The organism is Bacillus sp. z33, from assembly GCF_058313615.1.
The window spans coordinates 200,943-218,723 of record NZ_JBZFQN010000001.1 but is presented as its reverse complement, the minus strand read 5'-3'; the positions used below and the strand labels follow the sequence as shown (position 1 = coordinate 218,723).

15 protein-coding genes are annotated in these 17,781 nt (G+C 35.6%); 13 read left to right on the top strand and 2 right to left on the bottom strand.

The features are described 5' to 3' along the window. Positions 1-55: 55 nt before the first annotated feature. Positions 56-1,735, bottom strand: a complete 1,680-nt coding sequence (gene ilvD, locus AC4G3L_RS01090) for a dihydroxy-acid dehydratase (RefSeq protein ID WP_491075134.1) — start codon at positions 1,733-1,735, stop codon at positions 56-58. 290 nt (positions 1,736-2,025) lie between these two features. Here ilvD and AC4G3L_RS01085 point away from each other — a divergent pair, with 290 nt between their 5' ends. The 3 genes from AC4G3L_RS01085 to AC4G3L_RS01075 all read left to right on the top strand — a co-directional run bounded on the left by AC4G3L_RS01085 (position 2,026) and on the right by AC4G3L_RS01075 (position 4,715). After that, positions 2,026-3,126 (top strand): mechanosensitive ion channel family protein, encoded by a 1,101-nt coding sequence (locus AC4G3L_RS01085; protein WP_491075133.1) that lies wholly within the window; start codon positions 2,026-2,028, stop codon positions 3,124-3,126. A 350-nt stretch (positions 3,127-3,476) separates the two neighbouring features. Continuing rightward, positions 3,477-4,214: an AAA family ATPase gene (locus AC4G3L_RS01080; protein ID WP_491076214.1), complete on the top strand. Its 738-nt coding sequence runs from the start codon at positions 3,477-3,479 to the stop codon at positions 4,212-4,214. Positions 4,215-4,475: 261 nt separating this feature from the next. Beyond that, entirely contained in the window at positions 4,476-4,715 is a 240-nt protein-coding gene (locus tag AC4G3L_RS01075) for a hypothetical protein (protein ID WP_491075132.1), read from the top strand. 379 nt (positions 4,716-5,094) lie between these two features. On the opposite strand, the gene AC4G3L_RS01070 is transcribed toward AC4G3L_RS01075, so the two are convergent. After that, positions 5,095-6,228: a DUF2515 family protein gene (locus AC4G3L_RS01070; RefSeq protein ID WP_491075131.1), complete on the bottom strand. Its 1,134-nt coding sequence runs from the start codon at positions 6,226-6,228 to the stop codon at positions 5,095-5,097. 249 nt (positions 6,229-6,477) lie between these two features. Here AC4G3L_RS01070 and AC4G3L_RS01065 point away from each other — a divergent pair, with 249 nt between their 5' ends. From AC4G3L_RS01065 to AC4G3L_RS01020, 10 genes are all read left to right on the top strand, one after another. Further along, a complete protein-coding gene (locus tag AC4G3L_RS01065; RefSeq protein ID WP_491075130.1) occupies positions 6,478-7,809 on the top strand; it encodes a multi antimicrobial extrusion protein MatE in 1,332 nt (443 codons plus the stop codon). Positions 7,810-8,467: 658 nt separating this feature from the next. Next, a complete protein-coding gene (locus AC4G3L_RS01060; protein WP_491075129.1) occupies positions 8,468-9,052 on the top strand; it encodes a TerD family protein in 585 nt (194 codons plus the stop codon). 33 nt (positions 9,053-9,085) lie between these two features. Beyond that, positions 9,086-9,667 carry a TerD family protein gene (locus AC4G3L_RS01055; RefSeq protein ID WP_491075128.1) on the top strand — a complete coding sequence of 194 codons (582 nt, stop codon included), beginning with the start codon at positions 9,086-9,088 and terminating at the stop codon, positions 9,665-9,667. A gap of 63 nt (positions 9,668-9,730) precedes the next feature. After that, complete coding sequence (locus tag AC4G3L_RS01050) at positions 9,731-10,309, top strand: TerD family protein (RefSeq protein WP_491075127.1); 579 nt, start codon at positions 9,731-9,733, stop codon at positions 10,307-10,309. Positions 10,310-10,379: 70 nt separating this feature from the next. Then, on the top strand, positions 10,380-11,162 hold the full coding sequence (locus tag AC4G3L_RS01045) for a TerC family protein (protein ID WP_491075126.1): 783 nt from the start codon (positions 10,380-10,382) through the stop codon (positions 11,160-11,162). Positions 11,163-11,242: 80 nt separating this feature from the next. After that, positions 11,243-12,451 carry an HpcH/HpaI aldolase/citrate lyase family protein gene (locus AC4G3L_RS01040; RefSeq protein WP_491075125.1) on the top strand — a complete coding sequence of 403 codons (1,209 nt, stop codon included), beginning with the start codon at positions 11,243-11,245 and terminating at the stop codon, positions 12,449-12,451. A gap of 1 nt (position 12,452) precedes the next feature. After that, positions 12,453-13,841 (top strand): phosphoribosyltransferase family protein, encoded by a 1,389-nt coding sequence (locus AC4G3L_RS01035; RefSeq protein ID WP_491075124.1) that lies wholly within the window; start codon positions 12,453-12,455, stop codon positions 13,839-13,841. A gap of 76 nt (positions 13,842-13,917) precedes the next feature. Further along, a complete protein-coding gene (locus AC4G3L_RS01030) occupies positions 13,918-15,027 on the top strand; it encodes a cysteine protease StiP family protein (RefSeq protein WP_491075123.1) in 1,110 nt (369 codons plus the stop codon). A 64-nt stretch (positions 15,028-15,091) separates the two neighbouring features. After that, entirely contained in the window at positions 15,092-15,832 is a 741-nt protein-coding gene (locus AC4G3L_RS01025; RefSeq protein WP_491075122.1) for an HAD family hydrolase, read from the top strand. 301 nt (positions 15,833-16,133) lie between these two features. Further along, a complete protein-coding gene (locus AC4G3L_RS01020; protein ID WP_491075121.1) occupies positions 16,134-17,759 on the top strand; it encodes a YceG family protein in 1,626 nt (541 codons plus the stop codon). Positions 17,760-17,781: the final 22 nt, after the last annotated feature.

Sequence of the window (17,781 nt, the reverse complement as noted above, 5' to 3'; positions counted from 1 at the left end):
TGATTACTATACATATTAAAGGGATGCAAGGTTCATTGCATCCCCTTTTTAATGATTAGATTTTCATTACTCCACCTGTACTTGCGGAAGTCACCAGCTTAGAATATCGTGCGAGATAGCCTGTTTTAACTTTAGACTCGAAACCTTTCCAATTTGCTCTGCGGCGTTCAAATTCTTCGTCTGAGATTTCCAGTTGAATGGTACGTTTATTCATATCGAGTTCAATAATATCGCCGTTTTCAACAAAGGCGATAGGACCGCCCTCAGCTGCTTCAGGTGAAATGTGGCCTATGCTGATTCCCCTTGAAGCTCCAGAAAAACGTCCGTCTGTAATTAAGCCAACTTTTGCGCCCAGTCCTCTTCCGACAATTTGCGAAGTTGGAGCGAGCATTTCTGGCATACCCGGACCTCCTTTTGGACCTTCATACCGAATAACTACCACATCACCTTCTTTTACCTTGCCCGTAATGATACCTGATAACGCATCCTCCTGGGAATCGAAACAGATAGCAGGGCCTCTGTGATAGCCGCCAACTTCCGGATCGACCGCTCCAACTTTAATAATGGAACCATGAGGCGCAAGATTACCAAACAGTACGGCGAGCCCTCCACGCTCAGAGTGTGGATTGCTTAAAGGACGAATCACATCATAATCTAAAATTTCACAACCTACTACGTTTTCTCGCAATGTTTGGCCGGAGACGGTTATGCAATCTCCATTTAATGCATCTGGTTTTTTCAGCAATTCATTAATAATGGCACTGACACCACCTGCATTATGTACATCTTCAATATGATAATCAGAGGCAGGTGCGATTTTTGCTAAATGGGGAACACGGCTCGCAATCTCGTTGATCCGTTCCATTGGATACTCGAAACCCGCTTCATGGGCCAATGCCAGCGTATGCAATACCGTATTGGTTGAACCACCCATAGCCATATCAAGTGCAAATGCATTATCAATTGTCTCAATGGTTACGATATCACGCGGTTTAAGGTCAATTTTGATAAGCTGCATCAATTGTTTTGCTGATTGTCTGACAAAATCTTTTCTTTCTTCTGCAACAGCCAGGATTGTCCCGTTCCCAGGTAAAGCTAATCCCAACCCTTCAGCCAGGCAATTCATCGAGTTAGCCGTAAACATTCCAGAACATGAACCGCAAGTGGGACAGGCAACCTGTTCAATTTCCTGAAGCCGTTCTTCATCAATTTGCCCTGATTGGTAGGCACCAACACCTTCAAAAACAGAGGTAAGTGAGAGAGGGTTGCCATCTTTATCCCTGCCAGCTTTCATGGGCCCGCCACTGACAAAAATAGTTGGGATATTGACACGTAAGGCAGCCATCATCATACCAGGGGTAATTTTGTCACAGTTTGGGATACAAACCATTCCATCAAACCAATGGGCTGAAACGACGGTTTCAATTGAATCTGCAATAATTTCGCGACTTGGCAGAGAGTAACGCATACCGATATGTCCCATGGCAATCCCATCATCTACCCCGATCGTATTAAATTCAAAAGGCACTCCACCAGCTTCCTTGATGGCCTCCTTTACAATCTTTCCAAATTCCTGAAGATGAACATGGCCTGGAACGATATCAATATAGGAATTACAAACCGCGATAAATGGTTTACCGAAATCCTCTTCACTGACTCCTGCTGCTCTAAGCAAACTCCGGTGTGGGGCACGATCTACTCCTTTTTTAATCATATTACTGCGCATCTCAGACATGCCGATCATCTCCAATTTAGGTAATTTATCTGTATATTTAGAATTATTGAACATTTTAACATTAAATGAAAGAATATCCTATCATATTCCAGATAATTATTAAGTTTTTTCTAAAACTAATGAATTGTGCTATCTAAACAAATTAAATCAATATTTTGAGGACACATCATTTTCAATTTATGGAGAATCAGGTTAGAATAATTCGTATTACTTACTTGATGTTGCCTAATTTGGATAATAATTCTGACTTGGTAGTAGTTTTAAAATCAAGACAGAGGGGATTTGATGGTTTGTTAGATTACAAGTTAATGGTCACTTTATATACAGGGGACCACGAGAGTTTAGTGAATACTGGAATCGGATTGGGGATCATTTTGCTCTTTATCCTCTTCCGGAATATATTTACAAAATATATCTTTCAGTTGCTATTGAAAATGAGAGATAAAAAACCAAATGGTCTATTTGTACAGGTTTTTAAAAGTTTTGAAAAACCAATCAGTTGGCTCTTTATTATTATTGGTTTATACATTGCTGTGAAGTACTTTCCTTTTATTGATCAAAATAATCCGTTTTTCTTAAAGGTATTACGTTCGATGATCATCTTTATGTTTAGTTGGGGATTATTTAATTTGTCATCACCCACACAAGGGATCTTATTAAATATCAATGAAAAAATGAATCGAAGAATTGATTTGATTTTGATTCCGTTTATATCGAGGGCTATGAGGGTTATTATTGTAGCGATCAGCATCAGTATCATTGGACAAGAATTCGATTATGATGTGAATGGACTGGTAGCAGGTCTTGGACTAGGTGGATTAGCTTTTGCATTAGCCGCAAAGGATGCTGTTGGTAACTTAATTGGCGGTATTGTGATTGTCACAGAGAAACCATTTTCAATTGGAGACTGGATTCTGACTTCAAAAGTTGAAGGAACAGTCGAGGACATTAACTTTAGAAGCACTAAGGTTCGTACATTTAGCCAGGCATTGGTAACTGTTCCGAATGCGGCGCTGGCCGACGATGCGATTACGAACTGGAGCCGAATGGGGAAACGGAAAATTGATTTTCATCTGGATGTTGCCTACCAAGGTGATACAGATCAACTCGAACATCTAATTGAAGATATTAAATATATGCTCCGTTTACACCAAGGAGTTCACCAAGATACAATTGTCGTGGCCTTTGATCAATTTAAGGATCATTATATAAAAATATTAGTCTATTTCTTTACAAACACAACTGCCTGGGAAGAACATGTCCAAATTAAACATCAAATCAATTTAGGTATTATGCAACTTTTAGAAGAAGAAGGGATGTCTTTGGCAGTCCCATTGCAAAAAGTTTCTGTAGATCCTGGACCTCAACTAGAAAAAAATCCATCAAATTAAGTAAATTATGATATACCACTGTGAAGCAAGATGTTCACAGTGGTATATTTTTATTTATTCGGATGTTTTTAAAATAAACCTTACGAAATTAGATGTTTTATCTTCATATTTTCAAAAGGCTCTGTTCGTCGAATATAGATTTTATTAAAATCTATATTCAACAAAAGAGAATGGTAAGTTATTTGAATGGAAGAAGATATGAAAAACACTAGATTAGATTAAATTCAGGGACTTTAAGCATTTTCTACAGTCACTATAGATTAAACGAGACAGGTTGATCCAATAAGAATTATCCAAGAGCTCACAATACCCATTTATAATAAAAATAAAAACGTGGAGTGTTCCCAATGTTGTTTTTACGTAGAGTTACTTTTTTACGAGAAGAAGTTCCTGATTTAAATACGTATCCATTCACTGTTCCTGCTATAAGAGGAATGAATGCATTAGACTTGAATCGTGAAGTAACATTTTTTGTTGGAGAAAATGGTTCTGGAAAATCTACTTTGCTCGAGGCAATTGCATACAAGTGTGGGTTTAATACCGCAGGTGGAGGAATAAACAATATATACGATGTAGATTCATCCCACGCTGCTTTGGGAAAATACATTCGTTTGTCTTGGTTGCCTAAAATCAATCAAGGTTTCTTTTTAAGGGCTGAAAGTTTTTATCATTTTGCATCTCATCTAGATTTACTTGCCGAGGAAGACCCGACTATTTATCAAGCATATGGGGGTAGATCATTACACCACCAGTCTCACGGAGAATCCTTTTTATCGTTATTTTTAAATCGTTTTTCTGGTAAGGGCATTTATATATTAGATGAACCCGAAGCAGCATTATCGCCAGCTCGCCAATTAGCATTTTTGAGAATTATTCATCAGTTGGTCAGTAGTGGAAACGCTCAATTTATTATCGCCACACATTCGCCTATTCTTCTAGGATATCCAAATGCAAACATCTTTAGTTTTGATTCCAATGGAATTGAAAGTATCAGATATGAAGACACAGAACATTATCAAATAACAAAAGGTTTTTTAAATAGAAAAGAAAGGTACTTAGAAGAGTTGTTTTTAAATGATGAGGAATAAAAAAATTAAACTTATTTGACTAATGGGGGCTTTACTTCGATATTAAGGGCTGTATGATCAGCTCTTTTTTGTTATGCAGCCAACGCGGCAATATTGTCAAAAGGAAAGTGGACAATTTGTTAAATTTATTGAAGTAGAAGTTCAAATGTGACGTAATAATTCAATTCTTTGTGATAAATTATGTTCAATCTATCACAAAGTATATTCTTAAATGTTATAATAAAGTTATATCTTTAGAAAAAACGGATGGAGGCTTTTTTAATGAGTTGTGGTTGTTCAACATTAAAAGATGGTAAAGCTGTAGTTGATCATGTGAAAAGTAAGGGAAAAGAGAATCATCCACCTAAAGTAGCTCATACTATTAACTGTGAATGTGGAGAGACATTTGTTTTGGAAACTGTTATTATGAACTGTCCGAAATGTAATATGACATATGCAGTTACACCTTGTAGTTCAGATAGGATTGAAAATATTAAACCAGCGGGTATTCAATACGCTTAAAATATAGCCTTCTTGTGACTTAGCAAGAGGGCCTTTTTGATTATAAAAACCTTAGCTGGTTCAAAAAAGCTTATATCAAAATACAGTGATGCACACAACTCGTCTTTGAATCCAAGTTTAGAAGACAAGTGATTTATAGAGAATAAAGAAAGATATTGAGAAATTAAACAAACGGGTGCTAGAACTATAGAATAAGGCTGCTAATGAGGAGCCTTTTTTGTTATGGCACTGACGGGGGCAGCATTCCTGTGATCGATGTGAATAAGATCCTCTATATATGAAAAAATGTACTTAAACGATCAGGGTGCGTTACTTCACTAACGGAGACAGCCAAAAGCTGTCTCATTTTTTTAAGCCATCATCTTACGAATAAATCCTTTCAAAAAAGAGGCAAGATATTGTTTGCCATGCAAGCGATTTCTAATTTCTCCAGTGTGTCGCAATAATCTTCTTCTACATTGCTTATAAAATGATTTTTACTAGGCAGCATATCATCAACGATGGTTGAATCCTTATACCATTCTGTAGGTTGAGGGACTTGGTGAGAAACATTTTTCCATACATTTAAAAGGGAAGGACTATAGAAATGAGGAGACCCTGGCATCAAGTTACATTCCTTTAAGCGAACTTTATACAGTTTCCCCGGTACTTCTTCATCCACGTTATTGAAAAGTTGGGGCCAATAATCCTTCCTGGAACCTGTGTGAGGCGTCATGTACGCCCAGTGCTCGACCTTCTTCAAATGGCTGTTATTAAATAAAATAGAGTACAAATCCTTACCGATGGAAATCCGACTATTAACTTGTTCAAACTGATGAATCGTTTTTCCGGCAAAAGTAATTTCCGTTTTAGTTTCAAAGTATGGAAATAGAATTTGATTCATGGATAGGACATCCTGAAGTACAAATTCTGATTTTCCCAGTACTTCTTTGTGGATAGTAGGTTGCTTCATCAGTGTTTGTTCTAAATGATTCTGCTCGTTGATGATGAGGGCAATAGTCAAAAGAGATGAATCCCTATTCTTCCAAAAATAGGACCAGATCGTTTCCATGTACGTGGAAACAGATAGTCGAGGTAATAAATAGGCAAGATTGCTTCCGCGTTTTAATGACTCTTCATATAGAAGTAATTGTGGATAGGCATCATGGAAAATCAACCAATTTCCCCGCTCCAGAAACAGAAAGAAACTTTTCACTTCCTTCTTTGATAGCAGTCTGGATAGACACGTCCCTTTTAAATCCGTCATATTCCATCCGGCATTTCTAGAAACCATATGGGCCAGAAATGACCAATGTATTTCAGGATGATTTTGATAATACGCCAGGTAGGCTTTGGTTCTTGTACTATTGTTCAGACTAAATAAGCGTGTTTTTTCGCGTATTAAGCTTACAATCATTTCATCTTCATATGTTAGTTTATCGGTCACCTTTTTTTTATGATCGAGCATCCTTTTAATTTCAGTTAACGTTTCTGACAGTGCTGTTTTTTTCTTCTTAAACCAGGGAAAGGGCATAAATATGGCTCCTTTTAACCAATAAATAAACATGGATTCTCCATTATTCGTTGTATAAACTCTTTAACCATATATAGAGCGTTATGTTAGACGATATCTGATATCAGGAGTAATCTAATATTTGCGAGTGGTATGATTTGGTAATATTTAATGGAATTTGAAAGCATATCTTGTGATAATAAACACATTGTTTTTATGATTGAAAGTGTTGCGATTTCTCGGTTGAACAAAAAGAAGTGAGGTTACGACATGAAACAACAAAAGTCAGCATCGGAATATACTTTAGGGAATATTTTATTGTTTTTTATCCCGTTGGCTCTTTCGGCAAGTTTAACTTCTGTTTCTCACGTAATTATCAATGGAACGCTAAGCCGTGCAGAATCAGCGGAAATCATCATATCCCATTATGCAATCGCCTTTTCTCTATTTAGTATTATGGAGAGACCGGCCTTAGTATTCAGGCAAACAAGCTCAGCGTTGGCAAAAGGGAAAACTGCATTTAAGTCCTTATGTTCCTTTTTCGTTAAAATAATGGTTGCTTTAATGCTGGTTTGTATGCTAATTGGATTTTCACCGCTCGGAGATTGGATGTTTACTCATTTGTTTAATGCTGATATAAAAAATTTACCAACTTTACTAAACACCTTTAAGGTATTGGCTGTGGTAATTTTATTATCAGGAATTCGTACGTTATATCAGGGAATTATGATTAATCATCTTGAAACGAAGTGGGTCACCTATGGTGTTATCATACGCCTGGTCGGTATGATTGTGATTGCTCTGTACTTTATTCATTATGCAGACATGCTATCGAGCATCGCCGGGGCTATCATCTTTTTAACCGGTATGTTAATTGAATGTGTGATCAGTGTTTGGAGAGGGCATCGAATAATGAAGACAGAAGAAGCAGAGGAAGAGCTGCAGCCATTGACACAAAAAGCAATTGGGAAGTTCTATACGCCTTTAGTCTTTTACTTATCATTTCAAACGCTTGTTACGCCCATAATTTATGCATGTTTAAGCTATATCGAAAATGTAAACTTAGGGATAGCATCTTTTGCGCTCGCCTTTAGTGTGACGAACCTAATGATTAGCTTTTTCATGTACACCCATCAGGTCGTCCTGCAGTTTTATGAAACGAATAAAAAAGCAGTCTTTCAATGTATAGTGATCTTTAGTATTGTTCCTTCAACATTGCTGCTCCTATTATGTTATACACCTGCAGGTCCTTGGTTTATGGATACCGTCTTTGGCACAACCGGTACGTTGGCGAAAGAAACATTATACGTCCTGCAATTCTTTATCGTAAAAACCTTTGTTTTTCCGTGGGTTGATTACTTAGGCGGCATTTTGATGCTTAACAAGAAAACAGGAGCTATGTTAAAGCCACAAATCTATAATCTGATCACAGTCGTTATTATGTTAGTGACATTAGTTGTCCTGTTTCCATCATTAAATGGACGAGCGGGAGCCATCGCTGCTTCAATAGGGGAAATGGTTGGATTAATTGCTGTTTATTTCGTTGTGAAAAAATTTAACGAGAAAACAGAAAATCAAGCTAATCATATCAAATCAATGTAGGATGTTAGGATAGTGAGGTTATCCAGGTGATAATCTCACTTATTTTTATGGATAAATTAGTTTCTAATACGTTTACACTAAATCAACGACTGCCGATTACTCATTGAATCTAATCTTAAACTACAATCTCTTGCTATGCACTCATATTTCTTCATAATATTCATCTCCCTTTCTAAAAAGAAATGTACCGCCAGTTAGTTACTCGAATAAATACCTTTCATTTTGATCCTACCGAAAAGAATAAAAAAGAATCTAGCGCTTAGAACATAACTTTAAATAGATTGTGGTTATAGGTAATTTAGTGATTGATGCTTTAATTTAAGGAATTACTTATTTATATCTTATTTCTCTCAAAATCTATTTCTCTATTTATAAAAAACAAATAACAAAGAATCGGTCATAGAAATACTTGTATCACATTATCATGCCGTATGTTCATCATCCTATTTACCTATTAGCAATTTGTCTAATTATCATAGAGGAAATATATTATTTGTAATAAAATGTATGAAAACAATGGAAATGTAAGGCAATTTTAGGTATTATAGTAAATATATAGTGTTTTTGGGTAAATTCGACTCACTATCTTAAAAAACCGATCAATCAAGTACGATGAAACAATTATTCATCTAAAATGGAAATGAAGGAGCGGTAATGAATGGCTATCAGCTTGCAGAAAGGCCAACGAATTGACCTGACAAAAGGTAATGCAAATTTAACTACTATTATGGTCGGTTTAGGTTGGGATCCAGTTAAGAAAAAAGGCGGCTTCTTTAGCAAAAGTGCTGATGTAGATTGTGATGCGTCAGTTATTATGTTAACCGCCGATAAATTAGAAAGTAATAAAGATCTTATTTATTTTGGAAATAAAAAAAGTGCGTGTAATTCTGTTATTCATTCGGGAGACAACTTGACTGGCGATGGCGATGGTGATGACGAATCCATTAAAATCAACTTGAAATCCGTGCCAAATTCGTACAATAAATTAGTTTTTGTCGTTAACATCTATGACTGTGTAAAAAGGAAACAAGACTTCGGGATGATTGAAAACGCTTATATACGTGTATTAAACAATGATACAGGTGAAGAGTTAGTTCGCTTTAATCTATCGGAAAATTATGGTGGATTAACCACATTAATTACCGGTGAGATTTATCGTCATAATGGAGAATGGAAATTTGCTGCTATTGGAGATGGAACAAAAGATAGCAATCTATCGGAGATTTGCAGCAAATTTCAATAATAAATCTTAATTAAAACATTGGAGGGAATCAAAATGGCAATTTCATTATCAAAAGGACAAAAAGTGGATCTTACAAAAACTAATCCTGGTTTAACCAAAGTAATAGTAGGTTTAGGATGGGACGTAAATAAATATGATGGTGGACATGATTTTGACCTGGATGCATCTGTCTTTCTTTTGAATGAAAGCGGTAAAGTATCAGGTGGTGAAGATTTTGTTTTCTATAACAATACGACAGGTGCTAATGGGTCCGTCACACACTCTGGCGATAACTTAACTGGAGAAGGTGATGGGGATGATGAACAGGTTAAAATCTCTATCCAAAGTATTCCTGAAAGTATCCAAAAAGTTGCATTTGCTGTAACCATTCATGATGCTGATACCAGAAGTCAAAACTTTGGTATGGTTTCAAATGCATTCATTCGAATTGTTAACGAAGAAACGAATCAAGAACTAATCAGATATGATTTAGGAGAAGACTTCAGTATTGAAACGGCTGTTGTTGTAGGTGAGTTATACCGCCATCAAGGAGAATGGAAGTTTAGTGCCATTGGTTCCGGTTATCAAGGTGGATTAGCTGCTCTCTGCAATGATTATGGATTACAAATAGGATAATTAGACTGCTGAACTATCATTTTTGTGAAGTACTATATGAATTTGAGAGGTGTGATTTTTCTCATGGCCATTCAACTGAGTAAAGGTCAACGTATTGATCTAACAAAAAACGATCCAACATTGCAAAAAATTATAGTTGGTCTTGGTTGGGATGTAAAAAGTTTCGATGGCGGTCAGGATTTTGACTTGGATGCCTCCGCATTCATCTTGAATGCTTCCAACAAATGTCGGAGCGATTTAGACTTCATTTTTTATAATAATCTTCAAAGCAGTGATGGATCTGTTACCCATACTGGAGATAACAGAACAGGAGAAGGTGAAGGCGATGATGAGCAAATCAAAATCGATCTTTCTAAAATTCCTGCTGATGTAAATAAAATAGCTATTACCGTTACAATTCATGATGCTGAAATTCGCCGTCAAAATTTTGGACAAGTTACTAATGCTTTTGTCCGTCTTGTAAATGAAGATACAGGCGCTGAGGTTCTACGTTATGACCTTGGAGAAGATTTCAGTATCGAAACAGCCGTTGTCTTTTGTGAAATTTATAGACATAATCTTGATTGGAAATTCAATGCGGTTGGTTCCGGTTATCAAGGTGGGTTACATTCATTGGTTAAAGCCTATGGCTTAAGTGTTTAAAAAACAGGGATTAGGGGGGATTATTTCTTTCCCCCATTATTTTTGATATATACAACGGAGGTTTAACAATTTGGAAATTATAGAACAAATTTTAAGTACGTATGCTTTATTCTTTGACTTGGACATGTGGGCGGAAGTTTTAACAGACCCTGTAGCATGGGGATTAATTGGGTCCTTAGTTGTAATTGAAGGTTTACTGTCAGCTGATAACGCCCTTGTTCTTGCTGTTTTAGTAAAACATCTGCCAGAAAAACAGCGAAAAAAAGCACTCATGTATGGGATGTTCGGTGCCTACTTTTTCCGTTTCATCTTTATCGGAATAGGCGTATACCTCGTGAAATTCTGGTTTATAAAAGTTTTAGGCGCTGCCTACTTAGCTTGGATTGTTATCCAACATTTCCGGTCAAAAGGCGGAGATGAAGAAGGCGCGAAGCAATTTAATAAGAATTCCTGGCTTACACGTACACTCGGTATATTCTGGAGTACAGTTGTGTCTGTAGAATTGATGGATATTGCGTTCTCAGTCGATTCTATTTTAGCTGCTTTTGCTATATCTGATAAAGTGTGGGTACTTTTGGTTGGCGGTATGCTAGGAATATTAATGATGCGTACGGTTGCCGGTGTATTCTTAACATTAATTGAACGTGTACCTGAGCTTGAAAATACTGCATTTATCCTAATTGGAATTATTTCAGCCAAAATGTTTGCAAGTGTATTAGGTTTCCATTTATCGCATTATGCATTTTTCGCGATCTTAATCATCGCTTTTGTTGCAACGTTTATCATTCACTATATCAATAAAAATAAAAATGTGGATAAAAACACTGAAATAGCTGCATCTAAAGAGAAATAATTGGATCTGGCTGAGAATTAAAAACGGCTACTGTGTTCGTTAACAGTAGTCTTTATTTTTTATAGGAAAGGAGAATAAAGATGCAGCACTTCAGCTATGAATCATCAGTAAAGATGAAAGAAATTTTTTATATGGAACCTGAGCCTTTTACGAAATACACAGATAAAGAGGTACTTGCTTACGCCCTTGGTGCCACTCTTTATATGCCTGCTATAAAAGAAAATATTGCAGAGGATATTATTAATAAGAAGTATGAAGAGCTTACTTCATTAGTGATTGATTTGGAAGACTCAGTGGCTGATTGTATTGTTGTGGATGCTGAAAACAAACTATTGGAACATTTATGTACACTATCTGAGCATCTTGATGAAAATAAAATAAGTATGGATGAACTTCCGCTTATTTTTATAAGAGTACGAGATCCAATCCAAATGAGAAGAATAACTGAGCTTACTAAGGATTACTTATACATCCTGACAGGGTTTGTCTTCCCAAAATTCAATTATGACAATGGGAAAGAATTTTTAGCCATCCTGGAAGAAATCAATAAAAACAATAGCTTACTATATGGTATGCCTATATTGGAGTCAGCTGAAATTATTTATAAAGAAACCAGGATGGATGCTCTATTAAAAATAAAAAAATTACTGGATTCTTATAAGAAATATATATTAAACATCCGGATAGGGGCTACTGATTTTTCTGGTTTATTTGGTATAAGGCGAAAAGTCGATACCACCATTTATGATGTGTCAGTGATAAGAGATTGTATCACGGATATTATTAATCTTTTTACCAGGCAAGGTGATGAATATGTTGTTTCCGGGCCAGTTTGGGAGTTTTTCTCAAAAGATAATCGTATTTTAAAACCAACACTGCGTGTATCACCTTTTCAGCGGAGATATGGAAGCTCCGGGCTAGTAAAACGTACTGAATTAATCAACGAATATTTAGATGGTTTAATTAACGAAGTCCTTTTGGATAAATTGAATGGAATTAACGGGAAAACCATTATCCACCCTACTCATATTAAAGCAGTGCATTCTTTATATACCATTACACATGAAGAATATTTAGATGCGATCAGCATCATAGCGAACCGCGAAGGGGATGCAGGGGTATTAAAAAGCATGTATGAAAATAAAATGAATGAAATGAAACCCCATTATTATTGGGCGAATAAGATCCTACTCCGTGCCAAGATATTCGGCGTATATAATGCTGATCAAGATTTTACTAGTTTACTCTTAAGCCAATCTCATGATGAACATATCCTAGAGGTGAAATGAAATGATAACAACAAGAGCAAATGTAAGAGAAGTTACACAGCAAATACTGGATGGTTTGACTGTTGGAATCGAAGTCTTTCATAATCCATATGATTTCGAAACACAGCATTTATTTAAAATGGCCGCTCGCATCAATAAAAAGCGAAATTTTTTATTCGTAAGTACGATTTTAGGCAAACATTTGGCTGTTAACCCTAAAATCCCTCTATTAGTTGGTCATTTATTATCCCTGCGATATTTAGAAGTCGTCTACGGTAAAAAAGATATGCGTACAACAAAAGTCGCCCAATCCATAAAAACTGGCGAAAACATTGAGGAAGCCTTGCTTTTAATGAAAGAGGATCCAATCGTAATTCCAAAACCACTCACTATTATTGGTTTTGCAGAGACAGCTACAGCATTGGGACATGCAGTCTTTAGTTCATTTGGAAAGAATGCAACATACATACACACAACCAGAGAAAAAATAGCAGAAATTCCTTCAATCATTAATTTTGAAGAAGAGCATTCTCATGCCAGCAGCCATCGCGTCTATGCAAACGATCCTGACTTTTTTAATAATGACCAAGAAATTGTATTAGTGGATGATGAAATTACAACGGGTAAAACAGCAATCAATATTATCCGAAAAATCAATTCTGTTTATCCTTCTAAAAAGGTATTTACATTGATCTCTATTTTGGATTGGCGAACAGCTGAACATCGTGCAAGATATCATCAATTGGAAGAAGAATTAGGAATTACCATACATCGAGTGTCATTAATGGATGGAACGATATCAATAAATGGTCAACTTGATTTAAAGCTGGAAGATAAACTTGCTGCTCCCAATCACGTATCGGAGCAACACGTTTCATATATACCTATCCATCATTATTTTAAAGACCATCACTTTAATAGATTTACTTCTATCGATGCTGATGGGTCTGAAAATACGTCCCCCTATTTACAGGCTACAGGGAGGTTTGGTTTGGATATAAATGAAGAAAAGAGTTTTTCTCCTATTTTCGAAAATATAGGTGATTTTTTGAAACAAAATCGCCAGGGTGAGAAAACTTTGGTTATTGGTACGGGTGAGTTTATGTATATACCGATGAGGATTGCTGCGTCTATGGGTTGTGGCGTTTATTTTCAATCTAGTACACGAAGTCCAATATACTCTTTCGAAAAGGATGATTACCTAATACGGAATAAATTTACTTTCGACAGTCCTGAAAATAAAGGGGTTGAAAATTACTTATATAATATTGAAATTAATCAATATGACGAAATATTTATTTTTGTAGAAAGAACCTTAGATAATCATACGTTGGATTCCATGATATCCGCATTAAAACAAACCCATATCGATTTTATTACAATCATCACGATGACGGAAATGGATGTTTAATTTTCTTAAATATTATCAAACATTTCAATACTAATTTATTGATATTTTGCTCCACAATACAACCAGGAGGGATTCTATGCTTAAACCAAAACTAATCCCGGATCAAATGGGAAGTTACAGTAAGGATGATGCCATATTCTTATTAAGAGATATTAGTCATTCCGTATTAGAGACGAAAACGGAGGAAAGAGAAAATTTGATTCAATCCGGCATACATTATTCGGAAATGCTGCCTGTGGAATATCATCCTCCAAAAGAATATATAAATCTATTTCACGATACATTAAAAAAATATTCCGAGCGACTTGCTGTAGCTATTGGAACTGTGGCTGAACAAATTATTGAACGCAAAGGAATAGAAAACTTAGTTTTAGTAAGCCTGGCGCGAGCTGGAACTCCTATTGGAGTATTGATTAAACGTTATTACTCTCATAAATATCAAATCAATGTTCCTCACTATTCTATCTCAATCATTCGTGGTAGAGGAATTGATGAGACAGCTATTGATTATATTTTTGAGAAGCATCCTCAAGCAAACATCCAGGTAATAGACGGTTGGACAGGAAAAGGGGCTATAACGTTTGAACTGGCTGAAGCATGTGTAAAATACAATTCTTCTCATTCGAATTATATTGATTCTTCATTGGCTGTGTTGGCCGATCCAGGGCATTGTGTTGATATATATGGAACAAGAGACGACTTTTTAATCCCTTCAGCTTGTTTGAACTCTACAGTATCAGGATTAGTCAGTCGTACCGTATTAAACTATGAATTCATGAGCAAGGATGATTTTCATGGTGCAAAGTTTTATAAAGAATTAGCTGATGCAGATTTATCGAATTTTTATGTAGATACCATCAGCAGTAAGTTTAAAACAGTCGAAGATCAAGTGAACCAATCTTTAGAACAATTACGTCAAGAAGATAAAATGCCTACATGGCTTGGGTTAGAGTCTATTGAAAGGGTTCAAAGCATCTACAATATTAGCAATACACATTTTATTAAACCAGGTGTTGGAGAAACAACACGTGTCTTGCTGCGAAGAATTCCTTGGAAAATCCTGATAAACCCTAATCATTCAAATGATTTAACACATATTTTATTCTTGGCTAAAGAACGAAATGTACCGGTAGAGGAATTCAAGGATATGTCCTATACATGCTGTGGCATTATAAAAGAGGTATAAGGAAGGGATTACTATTATTTTATTTACATCTGATTTAGACAGAACTTTAATCTACTCAAAAAATATGATGGACAAATACCCCATCGATAACCAAATAACACCAGTCGAATTTAAAGGTGATCACATTATTACCTATATGTCTCAAACTTCCATTGATCTTTTGCAACAGTTTAATCAACAACATTTATTTGTACCAGTAACGACAAGAGCGCTTTATCAATATGAAAGAATTGAGATATTTCAACAGAAAATCAAGCCTAAATATGCCATTGTGAGCAATGGCGGAACCATTTTAGTAGATGGTAAGCCAGATCTTGAGTGGGCGGATTTTATAAAAAATCATCTCTCTGTTACTTCACTTCCCCATCATGACATGCTAAATACCTTCTCAAAAATTCGTCATGATTCCTGGGTTGAGCGTGAGTTCCATATCGATTCTCTGTTCTATATGTACCATGTAAATAAAGAGACATTACCGCACCATGAACTGCAATCCTTTGAAGATGAATTAAACCAAATAGGGTGGAGAACATTTTTGCATGGAAGAAAACTTTATATTTTACCAAGTAATTTAAATAAAGTTTTTGCTGTGGAGCATTTAAAAAAGCGGCTGGACTATGATATTCACACTGCTGCCGGGGATTCACTTATGGACTATGATATGATCGCCATTGCCGATAAAGGATATAGTCCAAAGCACGGAGAGTTGTTTGAGGCAAAACCGAATGACCCCAAAATAAACTGGTTAAATGGTAAAGGAGCAGCTTCCACAGAAGATTTAATCCATAATCTCCTTAACTTTTAATAAAGCTGTAGCCCGGTGGGTGGAGTTTATAAGATAAGATAATGCGATCCCACCGGGTTACGACTTCTTTATAAGTGAATAGCTATACTTTAAAAAACATCTATGTAATTGAGCAAATCAAAATATCATAGATGTTTTATTTTAGAGAAGAAATAAACTAGGTACGTTTCTGCAAAAAAACCGTTCAAAGTTGTATTTATTGTAAAAAAAGAGCGAATTTCCCAAAACTCATCGTTCAACTGTAAAAAAATAGATATATAATAGTAGTGTACGATTCATCCTAGAGAAAGGAGTTTAAATAGTGAATTACATAAAAATAGAGCCTTTATTATATAAATCTACAGCAGAATGGTTAGAGTTATTTCTTTCTTCTATTCGTACAAGACCATTTTATCAATTGGATGACTCAACATTTCGTTTTCAAAGAATCAGTCTCAGAGTTTTAGGTATTCCGCTCGACGAAGATGAATACTATAACTCTTTATACGACATGCACCAAAAACCATTTATACATGTGTTAAGTGAAGAATTGGATAAAACAATAGATAATCAGGTATTCCAAATGATACAGGACGTTTTAACCTTACATCGGACAGAAAATAAAGGACTTTCAATTAAACGATTGATTGCTATTTTATATGGCAAAAACTTAATACCTAAGCACCAGGATTCTGCCATCAACAGACATGTACAAATGTCAATCATTAAAGTGGTTGAGCATTTTAAAGAAGAGCAGCAGAGCGGGTTGCTATCAGCTGAATTCCGCAGATTTATCATTGATATGATTAAGTGGTTGAAAAACCATTGGGAAAAATGGTCCGAAAACCTTAAAATAGGTTCAGATTTTCCGAAAGTCGTTTGGTATGGAGATTTATCCTTAAGTCAGAAATATTTTTTATTGCTGCTCATGGAATTTGGGTGTGATGTTTTAATTTTTCACCCAACTGGAACAGACTTTTTTGGTGACCTTGATAGGGAAAATGAATTTTCATTAACATATATGTATACAAACAAAGGTGAATTAGAACCTTTCCCTATGAAGGAAAGAGAGCGGCAAACGACCGTAGCGTATCGAGCCAATAAACAGCTTGAAATCATGTTAAATGATCATGAGTCAGGTATTTATAAACCTTGGCAATTTAGAAATTTCAAACCTGCATCCATAACATTAAGAATGACCTACGATGACATTTTTATATATGCAAAAGAAAAAGCAATGATTAGGCCGCAATTTAGAATTGAAAAGGATCGAGTAATCATTCCAGTTATATTTTCAAAAATTAATGGAGTATCGAGAGACAGAGAGGACTATTGGTCTAAAATGGAGGGGCTCAAGGATTCTAGGCTCTCAATAAACATTCGCGAATTTCCTTTCACTATAAAGACGAAAGCCAATTATCATTTTCATTTTCAGCATTCTTTAGATAAAGACGGAGCACTTTCACCTGAAAAAATGCTCACAGGAAATTGGTGGAGATATGGGCATTTACCGATTGAGTTACAAAGGGCCCTTTCTTGGACAATAAAAGATTATTGCGAACAACCTAAATTACTAAAATTGAACCATGAAACGGATTATGATTTACAAGTATTTTTATTTAAACAAGCCAGTTTGATTCCTGAGGACTTTCTGAAACAATTACAAAAATTCGATTATTCTCAAGATGTACCCAGAATCGTTCTATACAATATAGGGATAGCCAGTACATTTACACGTGAAGATGCGGCATTGCTGCTGTTTTTAAATGAATTCGGTGTAGATATTATTCTATATAACCCAGCGGGACAAACCGATATTGAGAATTTTATAGATTCATCTCATTTTGATACCCATTGGTTAGAAGAAATCGTTTTTGAACAGGAAATACCAGACTTTCAACAAAAAGATAAATCATTAATTAAAAAATTTATAAAGAGGATATTTTAAAACTGGCAGTTCGAAAAATGGA